Here is a 22,388-nt window from a genome sequence, read left to right as displayed (position 1 = left end):
CGCATGTCCTTGAACACGGCAACCCGCGTGCGGGTGACCCTTGGCCGGGAGGAGCGCACCGTCAAGGTGGAGGGCGGCGAAGCGCTGTTCGAGGTGGCCAAGGATGCACAGCGTCCCTTCGTCGTGAGGGCGGCAGGCGCCGAGGTGCTGGCCACTGGGACGGCCTTCGTCGTGAGGGTGACGCCTGACAGCAAAACCGCTGGCGACGCGCTGGCCGTGACGCTGGTGGAGGGGCAGGTCGTCCTGCGCAGCCCCGAGGGCGGCGCTACAGGGGCTGTGCTCGCAGCACCCGTCACGATGGCACCGGGCGAGCGTGTGCAGCTGGGCGGTTCGGTGCGTGCGGTGCCACTTCAGGTGGATCGGCCTCGGATGGATCAGCTGTTGGCGTGGAAGCGCGGCGAGGCGATCTTTGATGATGCGTCGCTGCTGGAAGCGGTGGCAGAGATGAACCGCTACAGCGCGATGCCGATCAGGCTGGCGAGCTCTGGAGGCCTGGGCGGCTTGCGGGTCAGTGGCTCGTTCCGGACGGGAGACAGCGTCGGCTTCGTGCGTGCGGTGGCTGTGCTGCACGGGCTGGTTGTGCAGGAGCTGCCGGATGAGCTTGAGCTGGTGCCGAAGTAGAGCTGCTGATTTGGATCGGTGCGTCAAGGCGGTGGATGGCCTTGTATCCAGATCGGCCGCCTTCAGAGAGGCTGCCGTTGGCGCGCATGCGGCATGCCGTGTTCGCCACGGCGAGTGGTTGTTCGGCGTCAAGTTGCTAAACGCGGATGAAACTGTGCACATGGAGCGCTTGAGCGCCTTTGACGACTGGGTACTGAGTTTCCGTTTTTCAAGCCAGTTGGATCGCCTGTGGGCACGGCCTGCCCTCTGCACTTGAGTTGCCTCAAGCCCGTGCAAGTGATGCTGCTGCCTTTTATTCATTGATTGCTTATATTCAGTGGCATTGCTGCACCGATGCCCATGCAGGCTCTTGGTGCAGTTGCCACAACCCTGGAGCATCTTCATCAATGAGCAAGAACTACCGCGAGATCACGGCCGAGGTTTCGGCGTCCCTGGCCAAGCTGCGCCCTGACATTCCAGACACCACGCGTGGCTTTTCGGCGCTGGCGCAGGCGGCCACCAAGGATGGAGTGCTGGACAAGAAGAGCAAGGAGCTGATCGCTATGGCGCTGTCGGTGGCAGCCCGCTGCGATCCTTGCATCGGCTTTCACGCCGAGGCGCTGGTCAAGCTGGGCGCCACGCGCAAGGAGTTCGAGGAGATGCTGGGCATGTGCATCTATATGGGCGGCGGCCCTGCGCTGATGTATGCGGCGCACGCGCTGGATGCGTATGAGCAGTTCGGCGGCGAGCGTGCGCCCGTGGCGGCCTGACACGACTCAAGCCGAGCGCCTCGGCCTTGGTCGTCTTGCACTGGCGCCTCAGTGCGCCCGCTGGGCTTAGCGCCTACCAGGCGATGTAGGCGTAGCCCTGTTCCTGCAGTTCCATCATCGCGGCAGCGCCGACTTCTTCGATGCGGGCAAAGTCCATCATGTCCTTGTCGGTCCAGCCGACGGTTTTCATGGTGTTGCCGCAGGCGATGAACTGCACCCCGTAGTCGCGCGCCTGGCTGCGTGCGCGTTCGCGCAGCGCGGCGGGGATAGGGCGCTTGGGCGCCTTGGCCAGCAAGTGGATGCCGGGGCCGAAGACCACCACCACCAGGCTGATGTTGTCGGCGTACTTGCCGATCATGGCGCCCACCGAGTTCAGGATGTGCTCAATGTAGTCGGCGTCCGCATGGTTGAGCTGATACAGCAGCTTGTGCTCGGGCGGGTCGCCCGGGAAGCGCTCGGCCTTGGCCGCGGCCGCCTTCGGGCCGGATGCGGCCGTGGTGGCCGCCACAGCTGCGGCGCTGCTGCCAAGCAGCGGAAGGGCGGTCAGAAGGCGGCGGCGCAGGTTCATGGCGGGGGCAGAGGCTTGGGTGGACAGTGGTTTGGCGGCTGAGTGAGGCTATCGGTATATCACCTGTGCCTGATGAACGCCTGATCGTCACGCAATGCTCGACGACCCCGCTCCAGCACGGCGCACGGCTTGCTGCTCCAATGCGGGCCATGATCCACCAGCCTGCTGCGCGTCCCCTCTCGATACTGCTGACCTGCCTGACTTTCGGCGGCCCTGTGCTGGCCCAGGCTCAGGGCAAGGTTTCTGCTTCTCCGCAGCAACTGGAGCGTGTGGTCCTGACGGCAAGTGGCACTGAGCAGCGGGTGTTCGAGACGCCGTTTGCTGTCAGCGTGGTCGATGCGGCGGAGCTGCAGGGCGCCGGCCCGATGCTGAACCTGTCTGAGGCCTTGGCGCGGGTGCCGGGCCTGGTGGTGAACCTGCGCCACAACTATGCGCAAGATCTGCAGCTCAGCTCGCGCGGCTTTGGCGCCCGCGCCAGCTTCGGTGTGCGCGGGCTGCGGCTGTATACCGATGGCATTCCCGCCAGTGGCCCCGACGGGCAGGGCCAGGTCTCGCACTTCGATCTGGCCGGCGCGCAGCGCATCGAGGTGCTGCGTGGCCCGTTCTCCGCGCTCTATGGCAACAGCTCGGGCGGCGCCATCCTGCTGCACAGCGCGGCACCGACCGAGCGGCGCATCGCGCTGGATGTCGACGCCGGCAGCGCGGGCCTGCAGCAAGGGCGCCTGAGCCTGGCTTTGCCGCTGGAGGGCGGCTTCAGCCTGCGCGCGCAGTTGTCGCGTTTCGATATCGATGGTTTCCGGCCGCACAGCAGCGCCAGCCGCGAGCTGGCCAATCTGCGGCTGGGCTGGGAGGGCGCGCAGGACCGCGTGTTGTTGGTGTTGAACAGCCTGGACCAGCCGGCGCTGGACCCGCTTGGCCTGACGCGCGCCCAGTGGCAGGCTGATCCGGAGCAAACGGCCAGCATCGCGCTGCCGCAGCGGCAGCCGGGCGAGCCCGATCGCTTCAACACCCGCAAGCTGACGCGCCAGCAGCAGGTCGGCGCCAGCTGGCGGCATCGCTTCGAGGCGGCGGTGGCGGGGCCGCTGGCCGAGAGCCAGCTCAGCGTCTATCGCGGCGAGCGCGCGGTGACGCAGTGGCAATCGATTCCGGTGGCGACGCAGGCGAATGAGCGCCAGCCTGGCGGGGTGATCGACTTCGACCGCAGCTACCAGGGCCTGGATGGCCGCCTGCTGTGGCGTTGGCGCCTGGCCGATGAGCGCCAGGCCCGACTGGTGACCGGTCTGTCGCTGGACCAGAGCCGCGAGGAACGGCGTGGCTTCGAGAACTTCAGCGGCCCCCCGGCTACGCGGCTGCTGGGGGTGACCGGGCGACTGCGCCGCGATGAAGTCAATCGGGTGGAGAGTCGCGACGCCTATGCCCAGGCGGAGTTGGAGCTTGCGCCCGAGTGGGTGGCCAGTGCGGGGCTGCGCGGCGGCGTGTTGCGCTTTCGCGCCGAAGACCGCTACATCGTCGGCGCCAATCCGGATGATTCCGGCAGCCTGCGCTTTGCCTACCGAAATCCGGTCGCGGCGCTGCAGTGGCGGCCGAGCGAGACGCTGAATCTCTACGCCAGCCTGGGCCGCGGTTTCGAGGCGCCGGGCCTGGCTGAACTGGCTTACCGGCCGGATGGCCAGCCTGGCTTCAACAGCGTGTTGCAGCCGCAGACCAGCCAGCAGTGGGAACTGGGTGCCAAGTGGCGCTGGGCGCCGCTGCGGCTGAGCCTGGATGCAGCGCTGTTCCAGGCCGACAGCGCCAACGAGATCGGCGTGGCCAGCAATAGCGGCGGCCGCGCCACCTTCCGCAATGTCGGCCGCACCCGCCGGCAGGGGCTTGAGCTGGAGCTGGGCCTGAGCCCGGCACCAGGCTGGCGGGCTCAGGTCTCGGCCAGCTGGCTGGATGCGCGCTATCGCGACAGTTTCGCGATCTGTGCCGGCGTGCCCTGTACTACGCCCACACTGCTGGTGCCGGCCGGCAATCGCATCGCCGGAACGCTGGCGCGCAGCGCCTATGCGGAACTGGGCTGGACGCCGCGCCCTGCCCTGGAGCTGGCCCTGGAAGTACGCGGCCAGGGGCGCATGCCCGTCAACGATGTCAATGCCGACTTCGCCGCGGGCTTCGGCCTGGCCGCGCTGCGGGCGCGCTGGCGCCATGAGTTGGGTGCGGCGGGTCGGCTTGAGGTGCTGGCGCGGGTGGACAACCTGGCCGACCGGCGCGTGGTCGGCAGCGTGATCGTCAATGAAGGCAATGGACGCTTCTTCGAGCCCGCGCCCGGGCGCAACTGGCTCTTGGGCTTGCGCTGGAGCCGCGGCTGGTAAGGCGCGCGGGGCCGCTCAGGGCAGCAGTTCGAGCTGGTGGCCGAGCTTCTCGCGCTTGGTGCGCAGGTAGCGGCCGCTTTCCTCGTTGGATTCGACTTCGTGGCCCTCGCGTGCCACCACCTCGATGCCCAGTTCGTGCAGTGCCGCCAGCTTGAAGGGGTTGTTGCTCATCAGGCGCACGGACCTGACCTTGAGGTCGCGCAGGATGTCGGCTGCGGCGTCGAAACGCCGGCCATCGATGGGCAGGCCCAGCGCCACATTGGCCTCGACCGTGTCCATGCCCTTGTCCTGCAGCACATAGGCGCGCAGCTTCTGGCCAAGGCCGATGCCGCGGCCTTCGTGGCCGCGCAGGTAGATCACGATGCCGCCCTCGGTCTCGATGCGCTGCAGCGCCAGCGCCAGCTGCTCGCCGCAGTCGCAACGCAGCGAGCCCAGCACATCGCCGGTGAAGCATTCGGAGTGCATGCGCAGCAGCACCTCGTCACGCGCCACATCGCCCTTGACGATGGCGACATGCTCTTCGTGGCTGCCCGGCGCCTGGTAGACGTGCACGACGAACTCGCCGTACTTAGTCGGCAGCCGGGCGCTGGAAACACGCTGCACCGCAGCCGGGCTGTCGTTTGACGCAGGGGAAGAGGTGGAAGGCAAGGGCGGGTTCACGCGGACGGATCTGATAGCAGGGCGAAAGAAGCCGGGAGCCGCATACAAGCACGCTCCCGGCCCTACATGGTAGCGCCCACGCTCAAACGCAAGGGGGCCGCCAGTGGCAAGGCCCTTGCGATTCGTCCGTTCAGGGCTTGCCGGGGGCCTGGACAGCCGGCGCGCGGCTCACGCGCGTCTTGTTGCCGGTGGTCACCAGGATGACAGCGTCACCCGGGTTGAAGACTTCGCTGCCCTTGGCCTGCACCACCGAGCGGCGCTCGCCGTTGCGCAGTTGCAGGATGATTTCCAGCGCCTCTTCGGCGGTGGTGCTGCGCTCGATCGCGTTGCCGACCACAGCGCCGGCCACGGCGCCGAGCACGCCAACGACCTGACCGTCACGGCGGCCGCCCACGCTGGAGCCGGCAATCGCGCCGACCACACCGCCAGCCGCGGCGCCGACGCCGCTCTGTGAGCCGTCCACCTTGACGCTGCGCACCGTCAGCACGGTGGCGTCCTGGACTTGCGAGAGGCGCTGGGCGTCGCCGCGCTGGATCGTGTCGGGGCTGGTGGTGGAGCAGCCGCCCAGCAGGACAAGGGCGCTGACGGTGGCTGCGAGCAGGATTTTCTTCATTGTCTGGTTCTCCGATGGCGGGTTGATAGCCAACGCGTGCCATTGTCGCGGCGTTGACCGAACCCGTCAGCGGTGCAACAAGTCTTTACTTGTGCGTGCGGCTCAGCCGTGCAGGCGGCTGTTGCGCGGCACGCTGGCGAGCAGGAATTCCATCTGGTCGGCCAGGATGCGGCGGCCGCGCAGGATCATGTCCTCGTGCAGGCTGGGCACATAGGGCAGGTAGAGCAGGCTCATGTGTGCCTCTTCGGGCATGCGGCTGCCCTTGCGCCCGTTGCAGCTGCGGCAGGCGGTGATGCAGTTCATCCAGCTATCCGCGCCGCCGCGCGAGGTGGGCACGATGTGCTCGCGCGTCAGGTCATCAGCATGGAAATGATGGCCGCAGTAGGCGCACAGATGGCGGTCGCGCACGAAGAGCTTGGGATTGGAGAGCGCTGGCGCCTGGCGCCAGGCGCGGCTGGGAATGGCGCCGCGCACCGCGATGATGGGGTGCACTTCGATGCGCGACTGCAGGCCGGTGCGGCGCTGCATGCCGCCGCGCAGCACATGGCAGGGTTGGCCCAGGGTCCAGGCGACGCCGTCGCTGGCATAGATCACGGCGGCTTCCTTGGTCGTGATCCATGCTTGCGGCCGGCCACAGATATCCAGTTGAAGAACATCCACAGCGTTGACCTCCTGGCGCCAGGGTACTGCATTCGCCGGGCGGCGCTCAAGTCTTGCGCACCGGAGCGCCCGGCTGTGTCGGCGCCGCCACCTTGTCACCGGCTTGTCATGCCGACGAGCCTCCCTCGCGAGCCGGGCTCAAGTGTGCGGAACTAGGCGCATTCCCCTAAAGATTGAATCGCCATTCTTTTGCGCGGCAGCGTCTCCTTCTGCAAAATAGCACGACCGTTCGTTTTATTATCCGGCCCGAATCGATTCCCTAAAGCCTCTATCGTGAGCGACATCCCCACCATGGAACAACCCAGCCCCCCGAGCGCGCCGCGCCGTGGCGCGCGTTCGCTGCAAAAGGGTCAGCACACCCGTGCAGTGATCCTGGACGCCGCGTTGGGCCTGGCTTCGCACATGGGCCTGGAAGGGCTGTCCATCGGGGCGCTGGCGGATGTCACCAAGATGAGCAAGTCGGGCGTGTTCGCCCACTTCGGCTCGCGTGAAGAGTTGCAGATTGCGGTGGTGACCGAGTACCACGCCAAGTTCGAGGAAGAAGTGTTCTTCCCGGCCATCCGCGAGCCGCGCGGCCTGCCCCGGCTGCGTGGCTTGTATGAGCGCTGGGTGCGCCGCGTGTCGGTTGAAATCGACTCGGGCTGCATCTACATCAGCGGCGCGGTCGAATTCGATGACCGGCCCGGCCCGGTGCGTGATGCCTTGGTATCCATGGTCCAGGCCTGGCACGCGGCGCTGCGCAAGGCCATCGTGCTGGCCAAGAACAACGGCCATCTGGCGCCGGAAGCCGATGTCGAGCAGATCCTGTTCGAACTGCACGGCCTGATCCTGTCCCTGCACCACGACGCGCGCTTCATGCGCATCCCCGGCGCCATCGGCCGAGCCGGGGTCGGTTTTGAGCGAGTCATCCAATCCGTCATTACGCCGGCAGGTCAGCACATCGATGCCGAGACCAGTAAAAAGCCGGCAACAACCGCTCCCAAGAAGCGGACCTGAATCAACCTCATCCCAATCCGGAGTTCTCCATGCCTCAGTACACCCCTCCTTTGCGCGACATGCAGTTCGTGATGCACGAAGTGCTCAACGCGGTTGACGAGCTGAAGATGCTGCCTGCCCACGCGGACATCGATGCCGACACGATCAATGCGGTGCTGGAAGAAGGCGGCAAGTTCGCCGCTGAGGTGCTTGCGCCGCTGAATCTCTCCGGCGATGCCGAGGGTTGCGTGCTGGACCGCAGCACCCATGAGGTCAAGACGCCCAAGGGCTTCAAGGAAGCCTACAAGCAGTATGTCGAAGGCGGCTGGCCGGCGCTGGGCTGCGACCCGGAATACGGTGGCCAGGGCCTGCCGGTGCTGGTGAATCAGTGCTTCTACGAGATGCTGAACTCGGCCAACCAGGCCTGGACCATGTACCCCGGCCTGAGCCATGGTGCATATGAGGCCCTGCATGCCCACGGCACGCCCGAGCAGAAGGCGACCTACCTGCCCAAGCTGACCAGCGGCGAGTGGACCGGCACCATGTGCCTGACCGAGCCGCATTGCGGCACCGACCTGGGCCTGCTGCGCACCAAGGCCGAGCCGCAGGCTGATGGCACCTACAAGATCACCGGCGCCAAGATCTTCATCTCGGCCGGCGAGCACGATATGGCGGACAACATCGTCCACCTGGTGCTGGCCCGCCTGCCGGAGGCGCCCGAGGGTTCCAAGGGCATCTCGCTGTTCATCGTTCCCAAGTTCCTGGTCAATGCCGATGGCACGCTGGGCGCGCGCAACGGCATCTACTGCGGCGGCCTGGAGCACAAGATGGGCATCCACGGCAATGCCACCGCACAGATCGTGCTGGAAGGCGCCGTTGGCACCCTGGTCGGCCAGCCCAACAAGGGCCTGGCGGCGATGTTCGTGATGATGAACGCGGCCCGTCTGGGCGTGGGCAATCAGTCGCTGGGCCTGACCGAAGTGGCTTACCAGAACGCCGTGGTCTACGCCAAGGACCGCATCCAGATGCGCGCCCTGAGCGGCCCCAAGGCGCTGGACAAGCCGGCTGACCCCATCATCGTGCACCCCGACGTGCGCAAGATGCTGCTGACCGCCCGCGCCTATGCGGAAGGCGGCCGCGCGCTGTGCCACTACGTGGCGCTGCAGCTGGACAAGGCCCTGTCTTCGGACGACGAAGACGAGCGCAAGGAATGCGACGCCGAAGTGGCGCTGCTGACGCCCATCATCAAGGCCTTCATCACCGACAACGCCTGGATCTCGACCTCGCACTGCATGCAGGTCTTCGGTGGCCACGGCTTCATCCACGAGTGGGGCATGGAGCAGTTCGTGCGCGACGCGCGCATCAACATGATCTATGAAGGCACCAACACCATCCAGTCGCTGGACCTGCTGGGCCGCAAGATCCTGGGCAACAACGGCGCCACGCTGAAGAAGTTCGGCAAGAAGATTGCCGCCTTCGTCGAGGAAGAGGGCACCAACGAGGCGATGCAGGAGTTCATCAACCCGCTGGCCGACATTGGCGACAAGGTCACCAAACTGACCACCGAGATCGGCATGAAGGCCTTCCAGAACCCGGACGAAGTCGGTGCTGCCGCGGTGGACTACCTGCGCGTGGTCGGTCACCTGACCTATGCCTATTTCTGGGCCCGCATGGCGAAGGTTGCGCTGGAGAAGAAGGACAGCGGCGATCCCTTCTACACCGCCAAGCTCTCGACGGCACGCTTCTATTTTGCGAAGCTGCTGCCTGAGACGGCCTCGCTGATCCGTACCGCGCGTGCGGGTCTGCAGCCGTTGATGGAGATGGACGAAGCCTTGTTCTGATCCTTGTTGCCGCCCGCGGGCCTGTCACAAAAAGGGCAGGTTCGCTTCACCACAATATCCAGGAGACACCATGAAGACCTTGTTTGCCGCTGCAGCCCTGTGCCTGTTCGCCCAGGGCGCTTTTGCCCAATCCTCGCCGGTCGGTCTGTGGAAGACCATCGATGACGACGGCAAGACCGAGAAGTCGCTGGTCCGCATCACCGAGAGCAGTGGTGTGCTGACCGGCACGATCGAGAAGATCTTCGAGGCCGCCAAGCAAGACTCCAAGTGCGACAAGTGCACCGATGACCGCAAGGACAAGCCGGTGCTCGGCATGCAGATCATTCGTGGCGTCAAGCAGGACAACGACGACAAGCTGCACTGGGTGGGCGGCGAGATCCTGGATCCGAACAACGGCAAGACCTACAAGACCCGCCTCAAGCCGGTCGAGGGCGGCAAGAAGATCGAAGTGCGCGGCTTCATCGGCATGCCCATGCTGGGCCGCACCCAGACGTGGATCCGCGTCGAGTGATCAGAGTTGCGGTGCCCGCCGGGCCCGCCGTATAGATTTTTAGGAGAACTCAAGTGAGTCGATTCCAAGTTCGCAAAGTCGCCGTGCTCGGCGCGGGCGTGATGGGTGCGCAGATCGCGGCCCATCTGGTCAACGTCAAGGTCCCGGTGGTGCTTTTCGATCTGCCGGCCAAGGAAGGCCCGAAGAACGGCATCGTGACCAAGGCGGTTGAGGGCTTGAAGAAGCTCAAGCCGGCTCCGCTGGGCGTGCCCGAGAACGCAGCGCTGATCCAGCAGGCGAACTATGAAGAGCACCTTGAACTCCTGAAGGACTGCGACCTGATCATCGAGGCCATCGCCGAGCGCATGGACTGGAAGCTGGATCTGTACACCAAGATCGCTCCCTTCATCGCGCCGCACGCCATCGTGGCCTCCAATACCTCGGGCCTGAGCATCACCAAGCTCAGCGAAGTCCTGCCTGAAGAAATCAAGCCGCGCTTCTGCGGCATCCACTTCTTCAACCCGCCGCGCTACATGTACTTGGTCGAGCTGATCAACACGCCGACCACCAAGCCGGAAGTGATCGACCAGCTGGAAAGCTTCGTCACCACTGCAGTCGGCAAGGGCGTCGTGCGTGCCAATGACACGCCGAACTTCGTCGCCAACCGCGTCGGGATCGCCGGCATGATGGCCACGATGATCGAGGCCGAGAAGTTCGGCCTGAGCTGCGATGTGGTGGACGACCTGACCGGCAAGAAGCTGGGCCGCGCGTCCAGCGGCACCTTCCGCACCGCCGATGTTGTGGGCCTGGACACCATGGCCCATGTCGTCAAGACCATGCAGGACACGCTGAAGGACGATCCTTTCTACAGCACCTACGCCACGCCTAAGGTGCTGGCCGGTCTGATCGAGAAGGGCGCGCTGGGCCAGAAAGCCGGCGCGGGCTTCTACAAGAAGGTGGGCAAGGACATCCAGCGCCTTGACTTCGCCACGGGCGAGTACGTCGCTGGCGGCAAGAAGGCCGACGAGATCGTCGCCCGCATGCTGAAGAAGCCGGCGGCCGAGCGCATCAAGCTGCTGCGCGAATCGACCAATCCGCAGGCTCAGTTCCTGTGGGCCATCCTGCGCGACAGCTTCCACTATGTGGCCGTGCACCTGGACACCGTGGCCGACACCGCACGCGAAATCGACTTCGCGATGCGCTGGGGCTTCGGCAGCAGCCAAGGCCCCTTCGAGCTGTGGCAAGCCGCTGGCTGGAAGCAGGTGGCCGAGTGGGTCAAGGAAGACATCGCCGCCGGCAAGACCCTGGCCAGCGCACCACTGCCCGCCTGGGTGTTTGAAGGCCCGGTGGCCGACAACGGTGGCGCGCACAGCGCTGCCGGCTCCTGGAGCGCGGCCGAAGGCAAGTTCAAGCCGCGCGCCAAGCTGCCGGTGTATGAGCGCCAGGCCTTCCCGGAGAGCCTGGTTGGCGAAGGCGCTGCCGAGCCGCTGAAAGCCGGCACCGAGCTGTTCAAGAACGAGGAAATCCGCGTCTGGACGCTGGACGGCGAGGTTGTGATCGCCTCCATCACCGCCAAGCTGCACCTGATCAGCCCCACCGTGACCGAAGGCCTGCTTAAGGCTGTCGAGATCGCCGAGGCAGGCTACAAGGGCCTGGTGATCTGGTCGCCGGACGATGTGTTCTCGGCCGGCGCCAACCTGGAAGCGCTGATGCCGGTCTTCATGACCAAGGGTGCCAAGGGCATCGCGCCTGAAGAGAAGAAGCTGCAGGACATGATGCTTCGCCTGCGCTACGCCAATGTGCCGGTGGTCGCCGCGATGCGCGGCCTGGCCCTGGGCGGCGGCTGCGAGCTGGCGGTGCACTGCGCCCGCCGTGTCGCGCACATGGAAAGCTATGTGGGCCTGGTGGAAGTCGGCGTGGGCCTGATCCCCGGCGGCGGCGGCCTGGCCTATATCGCCCGCCGGGCGGCCGAGATGGCCAAGGCTGGCAATGCCGATGCCGACATCTTCGCTTTCCTGAAGGACGGCTTCACGACCGCGGCTACAGCCAAGGTCGCGACCTCGGCGCTGGAAGCCAAGAAGAACGGCTTCCTGCTGGACAGCGACATCATCGTGCCGAACAAGGACGAGCTGCTGTATGTGGCCTCGGCCCAGGCCAAGGCCATGTTCGAGTCGGGCTACCGCGCACCGCTGAAGGCGCTGATCCCTGTGGCCGGCCGCTCGGGCATCGCCACCATCAAGGGCCAACTGGCCAATATGCGCGACGGCGGCTTCATCAGCGCCCACGACTACCACCTTGCCTCGCTGATCGCCGATGTGGTTTGCGGCGGCGAAGTCGAAGCCGGTTCGCTGGTCGACGAGGAATACCTGATGTCGCTGGAGCGCAAGCACTTCTGCTCGCTGCTGGAGCATCCCAAGACCCAGGAACGCATCATGGGCATGCTGCAAACCGGCAAGCCGGTCCGTAACTAAGCCGCGCGGACGACAAGGAACCCAATCATGAGCAAGCAAGTTCAAGAAGCCTATATCTGCGCCGCCACCCGCCTGCCCATCGGCAAGTCGGGCCGTGGTTACTACAAGAACACGCGTCCGGACGAAATGCTGGCGCGCGCCATCCAGGCCGCGCTGGCCCAGGTGCCGGGCCTTGACCCCAAGGTGATTGAGGACGCCATCATCGGCTGCTCCTTCCCCGAGGGCGAACAGGGTATGAACATCGCCCGCGTCTCGGCCGTGCTGTCGGGCCTGCCGAACACGGTGGGCGGTGTGACGGTCAACCGTTACTGCGCCTCGGGCATCACCGCCCTGGCCATGGCCGCCGACCGCATCCGCATCGGCGAGTCGGAAGTGATGATCGCCGGCGGCGTCGAGTCGATGTCCATGGTGCCCATGGGTGGCAACAAGCCCAGCCTGCCGCCCGCGATCTTCGAGCGCGACGAGAACATCGGCCTGGCCTACGGCATGGGCCTGACCGCAGAGAAGGTGGCTGCGCAGTGGAAGGTCAGCCGCGAAGACCAGGACGCCTTCGCGCTGGAATCCCATCGCCGTGCGCTTGCCGCCATCGAGGCCGGCCACTTCAAGGCCGAGATGACACCCTTTGAGCTTATCGAGCGCACGCCGAACCTCGCTGACGGTTCGGTCAACGTGAAGAAGCGCATCGTCGACATCGACGAGGGCCCGCGCAAGGACACCTCGGCCGAAGGCCTGGCCAAGCTCAAGCCGGTGTTCGCCGCCAAGGGCAGCGTCACCGCCGGCAACAGCTCGCAGACCTCGGACGGCGCTGGCGCGCTGATCGTGGCCTCGGAAGACGCCGTCAAGCGCTTCGGCCTGACGCCGCTGGCCCGATTTGTCTCCTTCGCCGTGCGCGGCGTGCCGCCCGAGATCATGGGCATCGGCCCGATCGAAGCCATTCCCGCCGCACTGAAGTTGGCTGGCATCACCGCTGCCGACCTCGACTGGGTGGAGCTCAACGAAGCTTTCGCCGCGCAGTCGCTGGCCGTGCTGAACGATCTGGACAGCAAGGGCATCGTGCTGGACCGCAGCAAGGTGAACCCGAACGGCGGCGCGATCGCCCTTGGTCACCCGTTGGGAGCCACCGGCGCGATCCGCGCCGCTTCGGTGATCCACGGCCTGCGCCGCACCGGCGGCAAGTACGGCATGGTGACCATGTGCGTTGGCGCCGGCCAGGGTGCAGCCGGCATCATTGAGCGTCTCTGACCGAGAGGCTCAGATGAAGATGCAGCGCCGCCGCTTGCTTCATTCCGGCGCGCTGCTGGCCGCCGTGCCGGCCACGGCTGGCCTGGCAGGTTGCCAGGGCAGCCTGCCAGTGCCCTTTGCCGACTGGGCTTCGGCCCGCTCGGCGGTGGCTGCCTTGCGCGACAGCGCACCGGCACTTGCCAATCCGCGCTGGAACCTTGTGCAGATGCTGCAGCATGCGGCGCAGAGCATCGAGTTCTCGCTGCAGGGCTTCCCCGAGCCCAAGCCGGCCTGGTTCCAGGCCACGCTGGGCAGCGCCGCCTTCGCGTTGTTCGATGCGCGCGGCGCGATGAGCCATTCGCTGGACGAGCCGATTCCCGGCGCGCCAGCGCTGGATGCTGCACTGGCCCTGCCGGCGGCGGTGCAGCGCTTGCTCGACGCGATGGACGCTTTCGATGCTCAAAGCGGGCCTTTGCGGCCGCACTTTGCCTATGGCGAACTCACGCGCGAGCAGTTCCGTCGCGCCCATCTGATGCATCTGGCCAATCACTGGCAGCAACTGCCGACGCCCCAGCGGGGCTGAGCGCAGCTGGCCTGACCGCAGGAGTGTGCGATGAGTCTGGTGTTTCACGCCCGTGATGGCTTCGAGCTGCATGGGCACTGCTATGGCGATCCACTCACGGCCAAGGCCGGCCTGCTGATCGCGCCGGCCATGGGCGTGGAGCAACGCTTCTATGCCGACTTCGCGCACTGGATGGCCGCACAGGGCTGGCTGGTGCTTAGCTTTGACTATCGCGGCATGGGGGCTTCACGCCCGGCGGCGCTGAAGCAGTCGCTCAAGGGCCTGGACGCGGACATCCGCACCTGGGCTGAGCTGGACGCTGCCGCCGCGCTGGACGAGCTGTCGCGCCGCCTCGGCGGCGAGCCCGGTGAGCAGCGCCCCATCCATTGGCTGGGCCACAGCCTGGGCGGTCAGATCCTGGGCCTGCTGCCCAACCGTGAGCGCGTCAGCCGCGCCATCACCGTCGGCTGCGGCAGTGGCTACTGGCGCGAGAATGCCGCGGCCTTGCGGCGCTCGGTATGGTGGCTCTGGTATGTCGTCGTGCCGCTGGCGCTGCCGCTGTTTGGTTACTTTCCTGGGCGCCGCCTGCGCAAGGTGGGCGATCTGCCGCGTGGCGTGATGGCGCAGTGGCGGCGCTGGTGCCTGCAGCCGGACTACATGATGGGCGAGGGCGGCGCGGCGCTGCGCGCGCATTACGCGGCCTTCGAGGCGCCGATGCTGTCGCTGGCCTTCACCGATGACGAGTTCATGTCGCGCCGCAATGTCGAGTCCCTGCACAGCTTCTATGCCGGCGCGCAGCCGGTGATCAGGCACTTCTCCCCCCGCGATGTCGGCGAAAAGCGCATCGGCCACTTCGGTTTTTTCCGTTCCAAGTTCCAGACCAGCCTGTGGCCGCAAGTGCCGCAGTGGCTGGCATGATGCCGACCTATCCAGAATCAGGAGACCAGCGATGACGATCAAGACCGCCACCGTCAACGGTGTGATGACCATTGAGATTGCCCGCCCAGAGAAGAAGAACGCGCTGACGCGGGTGATGTACCAGGCCATGTGCGATGCGCTGATCGCCGCCAACGCCGACAAGGCGGTGCGCTCTGTGCTGATCCAGGGCCAGCCGGGCATCTTCACCTCGGGCAACGACATCGAGGACTTCATGGGCAGCCCGCCGCGCGACGAGGAAGCGCCGGTGTTCCAGTTCATGCGCGCGCTGCTGGGCTGCGAGAAGCCGGTGATCGCCGCCGTCAACGGCGCGGCCATCGGCATCGGCACCACGCTGCTGCTGCATTGCGACTTCGTCTACGTGGCTGACGATGCCCGTTTGGCCATGCCCTTCGTCGGCCTGGGCCTGGTGCCGGAGTTCGGCTCCAGCCTGGTCGTGCCGCGCCTGATGGGCCATGTGAAGGCGGCCGAGAAGCTGTTGCTTGGCGACCCCTTCACCGGCGCCGATGCGGTGGAATGCGGCATCGCCAACGCCGTGCTGCCGGCTGGCGAGGTGGTGAACCAGGCGCGCCGCGTGGCCGAGCGCTTCAACCACCTGGCCCCCAGCGCGGTGCGCGAGAGCAAGCGCCTGATGCGCCGCCACAGCATCGAGCAGCTGCAGGAAACCATTCGCGTCGAGGCCGAGATCTTCGGTGCCCGTCTGCGCTCGCCCGAGGCGATGGAAGCCTTCCAGGCCTTCTTCCAGAAGCGCCAGCCGGACTTCAGCAAGTTCGATTGAGTTCAAGCCTTCCGCTCGCCGCGGCCAAGATCGCGCTGGCGCCGGCGCTGCTGTGGCAGGGGCGCCAGGTGCGGCGCCGCGCGCTGCGCCTGCCCGAGGCTGCTGGCGCACGCGCCGGATCGGTGGGGGAGGGTAGCGAACCTGCGCTGCGCCTGCTGATCGTCGGTGACTCGTCCGGCGCTGGCGTTGGCGCTGCGCATCAGGATGAGGCGCTGGCCGGGCATCTCTCACGGGCGCTGGCTGATCGACTGGGCGGCTCGGTGCACTGGCAATTGCTGGCCACGACCGGCCACAGCAGCGCGGACGCGCTGCAGGCCCTGCAAGCCGCCGAACTTGCGCCGGCCGATGTGCTGGTCACGGCGCTGGGCGTCAACGATGTGGTGGGCCAGGTCTCGCCACGCCGCTGGTTGGAGCTGCTGGCGCGCATTGATGCGCTGGCACGCCAGCGCGCCGGTGTGAGCTACACGCTGCACAGCGCGGTGCCGCCGATGCACCTCTTTCCGCTGCTGCCGCAGCCGCTGCGCTGGTTGCTGGGCGCGCAAGCTGCGCAGCTGAATCGTTCGCTGGCAGCGGCGTTGCAGGATCGAAGCGACCGCGGCCTGCAGGCCATGCCGCCCCTGATGGGCGCCGGCAGTGCCGCAGCCTTGATGGCCGAGGACGGCTTCCATCCCGGGCCGGCGGGCTACCAACTCTGGGCCGAGACGCTGACTGAGCGCCTGGCGCGAGAGTTGCCTCAGATCACATTCAGCTCGCGGTAGGGCTGGCCGGCCGCAATGCGGGTCGGCGAGAGCGGCGCCAGATCCAGGCTGCGGTATTCGCCATAAGAGATCAGCTCCGCCACGCCACGGCCCACGCCCGGCGCATGTTGCAGACCATGGCCGGAGAAGCCGCAGGCCAGCAGCAGGTTCGGGCACTCCGGCAGGGCGCCGACCAGGCCGTTGTGGTCGAAGCTGTTCATCTCGTAATAGCCGGCCCAGGCGCGCTGCGGCCGCAGGCTCTCGAAACCGGGCACGCGCTCGGCCAGTGCTGGCCAGAGCCGCTCTTCGAAAAGGTCGGGCTCGGGGTCGAGCGGCAGGAAGTCATCGTCCGGCCCCAGCGGTGGGCCGCCGCAGATGAACAGCCCGTCGTCGCCCTCTGGGCGGAACCACAGGCCCGAGGGGTCGATCAGCAGAGGGCTGTCCGGCGCTTTCTCAGGGCTGCGAAATACATAGACACTGCGGCGCTTGCCGCTGACCGGCACGACTAGGCCTGCCGTCGCCGCCAGTGTGCCGGACCAGGCGCCGCAAGCCAGCACATAGTGCTCGGCCTGCAGCAGCGTGCCATCGGTGCAGCGCACGCCGGCCAGCGCGCCGGTGGCGTCGCGTTCCAGCGCCATCGCTTCGGCGTTCAGATAGCGCACACCGTGCTGGATCGCATCGCGGCGCTCATGCTGCAGCAGGCCCCAGCCGTCGAACCAGCCCTCGCCGCTGCGGCCCCAGCTGCCTAGGGCCAGGTCTTGCGTGGCCAGCCAGGGCCAGCGTTGGTTCAGCTGCGCCGGCGTCATCAGTGCGATGTCGGCGCCGGCCGCGCATTGCAGCGCATGCAGCTCACGCAAACCGTCCGCGCCTTCCGGCGTGGCCAGGTAGAGGTAGCCGCGTTCGACCAGGCTGGCGTCCGGCCCCATCGCGCGCAGCTGCTGCAGCCCGTACTGCGACAGCGCAATGTTCAGCGGCGTGCTGAACTGCTGGCGGATGGATGCGGCCGACAGTGCCGACGAAGCCTGGGCGTAGCTGGCGTCGCGCTCAAGCACAGTGATCGAGTGGCTCTGCCCCTCGGGCATGTGGGCCAGATGGGCCGCGATGGCGCTGCCGATCGCGCCGCCGCCGATGATCAGCACCGACCCCTTGCTCATGCGCTCGTGTCGATGGGCCGGGGCTTGCCGTTGGCGTCGATGGCGACGAAGGTCAGGTTGGCTTCCGTCACCTTCACCACCTGGGGCGCGGCCGGGTTGCGCTCAGCGATCACTTCCACATGCAGCGTGACCGAGGTTCGGCCGATGCGCGTCACCTGCGCATAGAAGGACAGCAGGTCGCCGACCGACACCGGCTGCTTGAATATGAACTCATTGACCGCCACGGTGGCGACGCGGCCGCGCGAGATGCGCGTGGCCAGCACCGAGGCGGCCAGGTCGACCTGGCCCATGATCCAGCCGCCGAAGATGTCGCCATTGCCATTGGTATCCGCCGGCATCGGCATCACCCGCAGCACCAGCTCGCGGGTGGAGGGCAGCGTGCTGCCAATGGAGGTGGTGCTGGAGTTTGGAGTCTCGGACATGGTGCTTACCTGGGAGAATGGACGCTGAACATTGTCAGCCACGCCGAGACCCCCAGCAAAAAGCATGCGCAATCGATCCCAGGCCCGGGCTGCCCCCAGTTCCACCTCTGCAGCGGCCGACGCGCCGCAGCCCGCCGCACGCTCCGACTGGGCCACCATCGGCAAGCTGCTGCCCTATCTGTGGCAGTACCGTTGGCGGGTCGGCCTCGCGCTGGGCTTCATGCTGGCGGCCAAGCTGGCCAATGTGGGTGTGCCGGTGCTGCTCAAGCATCTGGTGGACAGCCTGTCCATCAAGCCCGGCGACGCGCAGGCGCTGCTGGTGGTGCCGCTCGGCGTCTTGCTGGCCTATGGCGCTTTGCGCTTCTCCAGCTCCTTGTTCACCGAACTGCGCGAGCTGATCTTCGCCAAGGCAACCGAGGGCACGGCACGCTCGATCTCGCTGCAGGTATTCCGCCACCTGCATGACTTGAGCCTGCGCTTTCATCTGGAGCGCCAGACCGGCGGCATGACCCGTGACATCGAGCGCGGCACCCGCGCGGTGCATTCGCTGATCTCCTACTCGCTCTACAGCATCGTGCCCACGCTGATCGAAGTGACGCTGGTGCTGGGCCTGCTGGCCTACAAGTTCGATGCGATGTTCGCGTGGATCACGCTGGGTGCGCTGGCGCTGTACATCGGCTTCACGATCACCGTCACCGAGTGGCGCACCAAGTTCAGGCGCGAGCTGAATGAGCTGGATTCGGTGGCGCACAGCAAGGCCATCGATGCGCTGCTGAACTACGAGACGGTGAAGTATTTCAACAACGAGGACTTCGAGGCGCGACGCTATGACGAGAGCCTGGAGAAGCTGCGCCGCGCGCAGCTCAAGTCGCAGAGCACGCTGTCGCTGCTGAACAGCGGCCAGCAGCTGATCATCGCCTGCGCCTTGGTGGGCATGCTGTGGCGCGCCACCGAGGGCGTGGCGTCCGGGCAGATGAGCCTGGGCGATCTGGTGATGATCAACGCCTTCATGATCCAGCTCTATATCCCGCTGAACTTCCTGGGCGTCATCTACCGCGAGATCAAGCAGAGCCTGACCGACCTGGACAAGATGTTCACGCTGCTGGAGCGCGAGCGCGAGGTGGCTGACGCGCCGGGCGCCGCTGCGCTGAAAGTGAGCGGCGCCAGCGTGCGTTTTGACGCGGTGGACTTCTCCTACGACCCGGCGCGGCGCATCCTGCACCAGGTCTCGTTCGAGATTCCGGCCGGCCGCAAGCTGGCGGTGGTGGGCCCGAGCGGCTCGGGCAAGAGCACGTTGGCACGCCTGCTCTACCGCTTCTACGACGTCGACGCCGGCTGCATCAGCATCGACGGCCAGGAGTTGCGTTCGGTCACGCAGGGCTCGCTGCGCCGCGCCATCGGCATCGTGCCGCAGGACACGGTGCTGTTCAACGACACCATCGCCTACAACATCGCCTATGGCCGGCCGGGGGCCAGCCGCGAGGAGATCGAGGCGGCGGCGCGCGCCGCACACATCCACGACTTCATCGTCGCGCAGCCCAAGGGCTACGACACCATGGTGGGCGAGCGCGGGCTCAAGCTCAGCGGCGGCGAGAAGCAGCGCGTGGCGATCGCTCGCACGCTGTTGAAGGATCCGCCGATCCTGATCTTTGACGAGGCCACCTCGGCACTGGATTCACGCAACGAGCGCGCGATCCAGGCTGAACTGGAAGCGGTGGGTCGGAACAAGACCGTGCTGGTGATTGCCCACCGCCTGTCCACCATCGTCGATGCGCACGAGATCCTGGTGCTGGAGCAGGGCCGGGTGATCGAGCGCGGCCGGCATGAGGATTTGCTGGCGAGCGGCGGCCGCTATGCCCAGATGTGGCAGCTGCAGCAGGCGGGTGGCTCGCAGACCTGATGCGCAGCGGCGCAGTGCCGCATTCAAGGCGAAAAAAGGCCCGCCTGGGCGGGCGGGCCTAAAGGTTCGCGAGGAAGCGCGTTCCTGCTTTGCGGAGGGTGATCGTTCAGGCAGTGTTCGCCGCAGGCTTGCGGCGGCGGCTCATTGCGACGGCACCAGCGGCGGCCAGGGCCAGAGCCAGGGAGGCTGGCTCGGAGACGTTGTTGCCGGGCTCGGCTGTACCGAAGCGCATGTTGTCGATGAACATGAGGCCTGCTGCAGAACTGCTCACCCGGACTGAGTAGGCCGTGCCTGAGAAGTCAATGTCGGCAAGTGTCCAAACACAAATCAGGTCGCCGAGCACTTGGTCTTTGCAGTTGGCCTGGGCGTCCTCGGCTTGAAACAGTTCTTCAAAGCCGATCGCATTGCCCTTGCCATCTGCCTGGCTGTACAGAGTGACGTCGCCAAAGGCGCCACGTTGCGTGCCAAACGAGAGTCCGAGCGAGGTCTGAAAACCGCCGGTGATGTTGATCAGGAAACTGAAGTTGTCGTCGTCCGGACCCGTCAACACGGTGATGGCTGTGGATGGCGAAGGCGTATTCGTGAACAGGCCGCCAAACGCACCAACTTCTTTCGCAGAGACGAATGCAACGGCGTTCTTGTCGAAGGTGATGCCCTGGCCGGCATAGAAGTTGAGGACTTGCTTGCCATTGCCGACCCCTTCGAAGTCCAGGGTCGGGCCTGCGAAGCAAGCCAAAGACAGCGAAGACAGCGCGCCTGCTGCCAGGGTTTTGATCAGCCGCATGGGGATGCTCCGGCGAAAGGGTGGGGAAGCGGTCGCCCGACTTCAATCAGTAACCACGGCCCAACTTTACTGAGCAGCTTCTGACTTCAAGCGGCCGCTGCCCCTTCATCTAGGGGGGTGAGCACCGCGAACGAGGGGGAAGGCTGGGTTTGAGCCCTGCTGCGAGGGGGTAGGGGAGGCGCGGCTACACTTCCGGCGTGGAAACCAAGTGGCTTGAAGACTTCGTCAGTTTGGCCGAGACGCGCAGCTTTTCGCGTTCGGCGCAGCTCCGGCATGTGACTCAGCCGGCCTTTTCGCGCCGGATCCAGGCGCTTGAGGCCTGGGCCGGGGTCGATCTGGTCGATCGCTCGTCCTATCCGACCCGGCTGACCAGCGCTGGCGAGACCTTGCTGGGCCAGGCGGTGGACATCCTGGGCAGCCTGCAGTCCACGCGCAACATGATGCGCAGCCATCAGGCGGCCGGGCAGGACATGATCGAGTTCGCCGTGCCGCATTCGCTGGCTTTCAGCTTCTTCCCGCATTGGCTGATGGACCTGCGCCAGCGCTTTGGCGCGCTGAAGTGCCGCCTCAATGCACTGAACGTGCATGACGCGATGCTGCAACTCAGCGAGGGCAATTGCGATCTGCTGATCGTCTACCACCACGCCAGCCAGCCACTGCAGCTGGACCCGGAGCGCTACCAGATGGCCTCGCTGGGTTCTGAAACGCTGGCCGCCTATGCCAAGGCCGATGGGCAGGGGCGGCCGCTGTTCGGTCTGCCCGGCCATCCGGGGCAGAAGCTGCCCTTCCTCAGCTATGCCTCGGGCGCCTATCTGGGCCGGCTGGTGGAATTGATCGTCAAGGACGCGCCCACGGCGCTGAATCTGGACGCGATCTACGAGACCGATATGGCCGAAGGGCTCAAGGCCATGGCGCTGGAGGGCCACGGCATTGCCTTCCTGCCTGCCAGCTCGGTGGTCAAGGAATTGAAGGCCGGCACCCTGGTGCAGGCCAGCGCAGCGGGCAGCTTCGAGCTGAACATGGAGTTGCGCATCTACCGCGAGCGCCCCGAAGTGGCCAAGCGCAGCAAGCCGCCGGCGCTGGCGCTGTGGGACTTCCTGACCCAGCCACGCCCCCCGCAGGCCTGAGCCCAGCCCAGATTCCTCAGGGCTCGATCGCGGCGCCGACAAGGGCTTCGCCGCCGCCGATCGTGCCGATGCGCTGGGCGCGGCCGCTTGGCAGGTCGATCCGGTACCAGACTGAGGCCTTGCCCTGACTCAGGGCGGCATAGGCGGCGTTGGAGAGGTCCGAGATGTCCAGCGTGGCCCGCGCAAATGGCCCCAGGCCCAAGGAGCCGACGGTGTAGAGCCGGCCGGTATTGGGTGAGACGGCGGGCTGCACGCCTTCCAGCGTGCCCTGGTGCACAAGTGTGCCCAGGCGGCCGTCCAGCGCGTAGTTGCTGGTGATCTTCTCGTTGGTTTTGTTGTAGGTGTAGCCCGCTGCCACCAGGCCGGGCGTCTGGCCGGCATTCACATCGCCGGCCGCATAGGCCAGGCGTGGATCGAGCTGAACGCCGGGCTGCTCCGGGTCACCATCGATGATGGCGCCGGTGTCCGGGTGCAGGCGAAAGTTGAAGCCCGCGTCATTGACGACGCGGATGCGGTCTACGGTCGGGTTGAAGTCCATACCCCACTCGCTGGCGCCCTGGCTGGGCAGCGCCACCGGGCTGCCGACCTTCTCCAACTGCGCTGTGCCTGTGTTGATGCGGTAGAGCTGGCCGTTGGCGCCCAGGCCATATAGCTGGCCGCGCGCCACACGGTAGTCGATGCCGAGCAGGCGCTCACCGGCAGGCAGTCCCAGCAAAGGGCGGCGGCTCAGCAACCGCTGTGGCTGGCCGGCGTTGAAGTGGATCA

At 66.4% G+C, this 22,388-nt stretch carries 22 protein-coding genes; 14 read left to right on the top strand and 8 right to left on the bottom strand.

Annotated elements, in window-relative coordinates:
* Together ACIQ67_RS14175 and ACIQ67_RS14170 are read left to right on the top strand one after the other, a co-directional pair.
* Positions 1 to 621 (top strand): FecR family protein (locus tag ACIQ67_RS14175; RefSeq protein WP_397535021.1); only part of this gene is annotated, 621 nt, incomplete at its 5' end.
* 386 nt (positions 622 to 1,007) lie between these two features.
* Complete coding sequence (locus ACIQ67_RS14170) at positions 1,008 to 1,370, top strand: carboxymuconolactone decarboxylase family protein (RefSeq protein ID WP_397535020.1); 363 nt, start codon at positions 1,008 to 1,010, stop codon at positions 1,368 to 1,370.
* 73 nt (positions 1,371 to 1,443) lie between these two features.
* On the opposite strand, the gene ACIQ67_RS14165 is transcribed toward ACIQ67_RS14170, so the two are convergent.
* Positions 1,444 to 1,938 carry a DsrE family protein gene (locus tag ACIQ67_RS14165; RefSeq protein ID WP_397535019.1) on the bottom strand — a complete coding sequence of 165 codons (495 nt, stop codon included), beginning with the start codon at positions 1,936 to 1,938 and terminating at the stop codon, positions 1,444 to 1,446.
* A gap of 149 nt (positions 1,939 to 2,087) precedes the next feature.
* Here ACIQ67_RS14165 and ACIQ67_RS14160 point away from each other — a divergent pair, with 149 nt between their 5' ends.
* A complete protein-coding gene (locus ACIQ67_RS14160; RefSeq protein WP_397535018.1) occupies positions 2,088 to 4,292 on the top strand; it encodes a TonB-dependent receptor family protein in 2,205 nt (734 codons plus the stop codon).
* Positions 4,293 to 4,307: 15 nt separating this feature from the next.
* Here ACIQ67_RS14160 and ribA read toward each other — a convergent pair whose 3' ends face one another.
* The 3 genes from ribA to ACIQ67_RS14145 form a co-directional block, all read right to left on the bottom strand.
* Positions 4,308 to 4,940 (bottom strand): GTP cyclohydrolase II, encoded by a 633-nt coding sequence (gene ribA / locus ACIQ67_RS14155; RefSeq protein ID WP_397535017.1) that lies wholly within the window; start codon positions 4,938 to 4,940, stop codon positions 4,308 to 4,310.
* 142 nt (positions 4,941 to 5,082) lie between these two features.
* The gene (locus ACIQ67_RS14150; protein WP_397535016.1) at positions 5,083 to 5,565 is read right to left on the bottom strand and encodes a glycine zipper 2TM domain-containing protein; all 483 of its coding nucleotides are present in this window, start codon (positions 5,563 to 5,565) and stop codon (positions 5,083 to 5,085) included.
* A gap of 102 nt (positions 5,566 to 5,667) precedes the next feature.
* Positions 5,668 to 6,225, bottom strand: coding sequence for an HNH endonuclease (locus tag ACIQ67_RS14145; RefSeq protein WP_397535015.1), 558 nt, complete (start codon positions 6,223 to 6,225; stop codon positions 5,668 to 5,670).
* A 291-nt stretch (positions 6,226 to 6,516) separates the two neighbouring features.
* Between ACIQ67_RS14145 and ACIQ67_RS14140 the strand changes: the two genes are divergently transcribed.
* The 9 genes from ACIQ67_RS14140 (at position 6,517) to ACIQ67_RS14100 (ending at position 16,257) form a co-directional block, all read left to right on the top strand.
* Complete coding sequence (locus ACIQ67_RS14140) at positions 6,517 to 7,221, top strand: TetR/AcrR family transcriptional regulator (protein ID WP_397535014.1); 705 nt, start codon at positions 6,517 to 6,519, stop codon at positions 7,219 to 7,221.
* A 29-nt stretch (positions 7,222 to 7,250) separates the two neighbouring features.
* Entirely contained in the window at positions 7,251 to 9,041 is a 1,791-nt protein-coding gene (locus ACIQ67_RS14135) for an acyl-CoA dehydrogenase C-terminal domain-containing protein (RefSeq protein WP_397535013.1), read from the top strand.
* 70 nt (positions 9,042 to 9,111) lie between these two features.
* Entirely contained in the window at positions 9,112 to 9,552 is a 441-nt protein-coding gene (locus tag ACIQ67_RS14130; protein WP_397535012.1) for a DUF2147 domain-containing protein, read from the top strand.
* 53 nt (positions 9,553 to 9,605) lie between these two features.
* Positions 9,606 to 12,002 carry a 3-hydroxyacyl-CoA dehydrogenase/enoyl-CoA hydratase family protein gene (locus ACIQ67_RS14125; protein ID WP_397535011.1) on the top strand — a complete coding sequence of 799 codons (2,397 nt, stop codon included), beginning with the start codon at positions 9,606 to 9,608 and terminating at the stop codon, positions 12,000 to 12,002.
* A 27-nt stretch (positions 12,003 to 12,029) separates the two neighbouring features.
* Entirely contained in the window at positions 12,030 to 13,244 is a 1,215-nt protein-coding gene (locus ACIQ67_RS14120; protein ID WP_397535010.1) for an acetyl-CoA C-acyltransferase, read from the top strand.
* Between the two features lie 13 nt (positions 13,245 to 13,257).
* Positions 13,258 to 13,806 carry a DUF1569 domain-containing protein gene (locus ACIQ67_RS14115; RefSeq protein WP_397535009.1) on the top strand — a complete coding sequence of 183 codons (549 nt, stop codon included), beginning with the start codon at positions 13,258 to 13,260 and terminating at the stop codon, positions 13,804 to 13,806.
* A 30-nt stretch (positions 13,807 to 13,836) separates the two neighbouring features.
* The gene (locus ACIQ67_RS14110) at positions 13,837 to 14,703 is read left to right on the top strand and encodes an alpha/beta fold hydrolase (protein ID WP_397535008.1); all 867 of its coding nucleotides are present in this window, start codon (positions 13,837 to 13,839) and stop codon (positions 14,701 to 14,703) included.
* 31 nt (positions 14,704 to 14,734) lie between these two features.
* Positions 14,735 to 15,499, top strand: a complete 765-nt coding sequence (locus ACIQ67_RS14105) for an enoyl-CoA hydratase (protein ID WP_397535007.1) — start codon at positions 14,735 to 14,737, stop codon at positions 15,497 to 15,499.
* On the top strand, positions 15,496 to 16,257 hold the full coding sequence (locus ACIQ67_RS14100) for an SGNH/GDSL hydrolase family protein (protein WP_397535006.1): 762 nt from the start codon (positions 15,496 to 15,498) through the stop codon (positions 16,255 to 16,257). The genes ACIQ67_RS14105 and ACIQ67_RS14100 overlap by 4 nt, the downstream gene beginning before the upstream one ends.
* Here ACIQ67_RS14100 and ACIQ67_RS14095 read toward each other — a convergent pair.
* Positions 16,233 to 17,390 (bottom strand): NAD(P)/FAD-dependent oxidoreductase, encoded by a 1,158-nt coding sequence (locus ACIQ67_RS14095; protein WP_397535005.1) that lies wholly within the window; start codon positions 17,388 to 17,390, stop codon positions 16,233 to 16,235. The genes ACIQ67_RS14100 and ACIQ67_RS14095 overlap by 25 nt on opposite strands.
* On the bottom strand, positions 17,387 to 17,812 hold the full coding sequence (locus tag ACIQ67_RS14090) for an acyl-CoA thioesterase (RefSeq protein ID WP_397535004.1): 426 nt from the start codon (positions 17,810 to 17,812) through the stop codon (positions 17,387 to 17,389). The genes ACIQ67_RS14095 and ACIQ67_RS14090 overlap by 4 nt, the downstream gene beginning before the upstream one ends.
* Before the next feature lie 64 nt (positions 17,813 to 17,876).
* Between ACIQ67_RS14090 and ACIQ67_RS14085 the strand changes: the two genes are divergently transcribed.
* Positions 17,877 to 19,712: an ABCB family ABC transporter ATP-binding protein/permease gene (locus tag ACIQ67_RS14085; protein ID WP_397535003.1), complete on the top strand. Its 1,836-nt coding sequence runs from the start codon at positions 17,877 to 17,879 to the stop codon at positions 19,710 to 19,712.
* Positions 19,713 to 19,818: 106 nt separating this feature from the next.
* On the opposite strand, the gene ACIQ67_RS14080 is transcribed toward ACIQ67_RS14085, so the two are convergent.
* Positions 19,819 to 20,496 (bottom strand): PEP-CTERM sorting domain-containing protein, encoded by a 678-nt coding sequence (locus ACIQ67_RS14080; protein WP_397535002.1) that lies wholly within the window; start codon positions 20,494 to 20,496, stop codon positions 19,819 to 19,821.
* Between the two features lie 197 nt (positions 20,497 to 20,693).
* Here ACIQ67_RS14080 and ACIQ67_RS14075 point away from each other — a divergent pair, with 197 nt between their 5' ends.
* Positions 20,694 to 21,623 carry a LysR substrate-binding domain-containing protein gene (locus ACIQ67_RS14075; protein ID WP_397535001.1) on the top strand — a complete coding sequence of 310 codons (930 nt, stop codon included), beginning with the start codon at positions 20,694 to 20,696 and terminating at the stop codon, positions 21,621 to 21,623.
* A 16-nt stretch (positions 21,624 to 21,639) separates the two neighbouring features.
* Here ACIQ67_RS14075 and ACIQ67_RS14070 read toward each other — a convergent pair.
* Positions 21,640 to 22,388 (bottom strand): DUF4394 domain-containing protein (locus ACIQ67_RS14070; RefSeq protein ID WP_397535000.1); only part of this gene is annotated, 749 nt, incomplete at its 5' end.

It is taken from the genome of Roseateles sp., assembly GCF_044373315.1.
In the GTDB taxonomy this organism is placed as follows: domain Bacteria; phylum Pseudomonadota; class Gammaproteobacteria; order Burkholderiales; family Burkholderiaceae_C; genus JACDQM01.
Note: the sequence above shows the minus strand (reverse complement) of the source record. Positions and strands in the feature narration are given on the sequence as shown.

What these genes read in the sequence shown, in the direction of transcription:
- ACIQ67_RS14170 (WP_397535020.1), top strand. Translation starts at nt 1,008, where the DNA reads ATGAGCAAGAACTACCGCGAGATCACGGCCGAGGTTTCGGCGTCCCTG.
- ACIQ67_RS14165 (WP_397535019.1), bottom strand. Translation starts at nt 1,938, where the DNA reads ATGAACCTGCGCCGCCGCCTTCTGACCGCCCTTCCGCTGCTTGGCAGC.
- ACIQ67_RS14160 (WP_397535018.1), top strand. Translation starts at nt 2,088, where the DNA reads ATGATCCACCAGCCTGCTGCGCGTCCCCTCTCGATACTGCTGACCTGC.
- ACIQ67_RS14150 (WP_397535016.1), bottom strand. Translation starts at nt 5,565, where the DNA reads ATGAAGAAAATCCTGCTCGCAGCCACCGTCAGCGCCCTTGTCCTGCTG.
- ACIQ67_RS14140 (WP_397535014.1), top strand. Translation starts at nt 6,517, where the DNA reads ATGGAACAACCCAGCCCCCCGAGCGCGCCGCGCCGTGGCGCGCGTTCG.
- ACIQ67_RS14135 (WP_397535013.1), top strand. Translation starts at nt 7,251, where the DNA reads ATGCCTCAGTACACCCCTCCTTTGCGCGACATGCAGTTCGTGATGCAC.
- ACIQ67_RS14130 (WP_397535012.1), top strand. Translation starts at nt 9,112, where the DNA reads ATGAAGACCTTGTTTGCCGCTGCAGCCCTGTGCCTGTTCGCCCAGGGC.
- ACIQ67_RS14120 (WP_397535010.1), top strand. Translation starts at nt 12,030, where the DNA reads ATGAGCAAGCAAGTTCAAGAAGCCTATATCTGCGCCGCCACCCGCCTG.
- ACIQ67_RS14115 (WP_397535009.1), top strand. Translation starts at nt 13,258, where the DNA reads ATGAAGATGCAGCGCCGCCGCTTGCTTCATTCCGGCGCGCTGCTGGCC.
- ACIQ67_RS14110 (WP_397535008.1), top strand. Translation starts at nt 13,837, where the DNA reads ATGAGTCTGGTGTTTCACGCCCGTGATGGCTTCGAGCTGCATGGGCAC.
- ACIQ67_RS14105 (WP_397535007.1), top strand. Translation starts at nt 14,735, where the DNA reads ATGACGATCAAGACCGCCACCGTCAACGGTGTGATGACCATTGAGATT.
- ACIQ67_RS14095 (WP_397535005.1), bottom strand. Translation starts at nt 17,390, where the DNA reads ATGAGCAAGGGGTCGGTGCTGATCATCGGCGGCGGCGCGATCGGCAGC.
- ACIQ67_RS14090 (WP_397535004.1), bottom strand. Translation starts at nt 17,812, where the DNA reads ATGTCCGAGACTCCAAACTCCAGCACCACCTCCATTGGCAGCACGCTG.
- ACIQ67_RS14085 (WP_397535003.1), top strand. Translation starts at nt 17,877, where the DNA reads ATGCGCAATCGATCCCAGGCCCGGGCTGCCCCCAGTTCCACCTCTGCA.
- ACIQ67_RS14080 (WP_397535002.1), bottom strand. Translation starts at nt 20,496, where the DNA reads ATGCGGCTGATCAAAACCCTGGCAGCAGGCGCGCTGTCTTCGCTGTCT.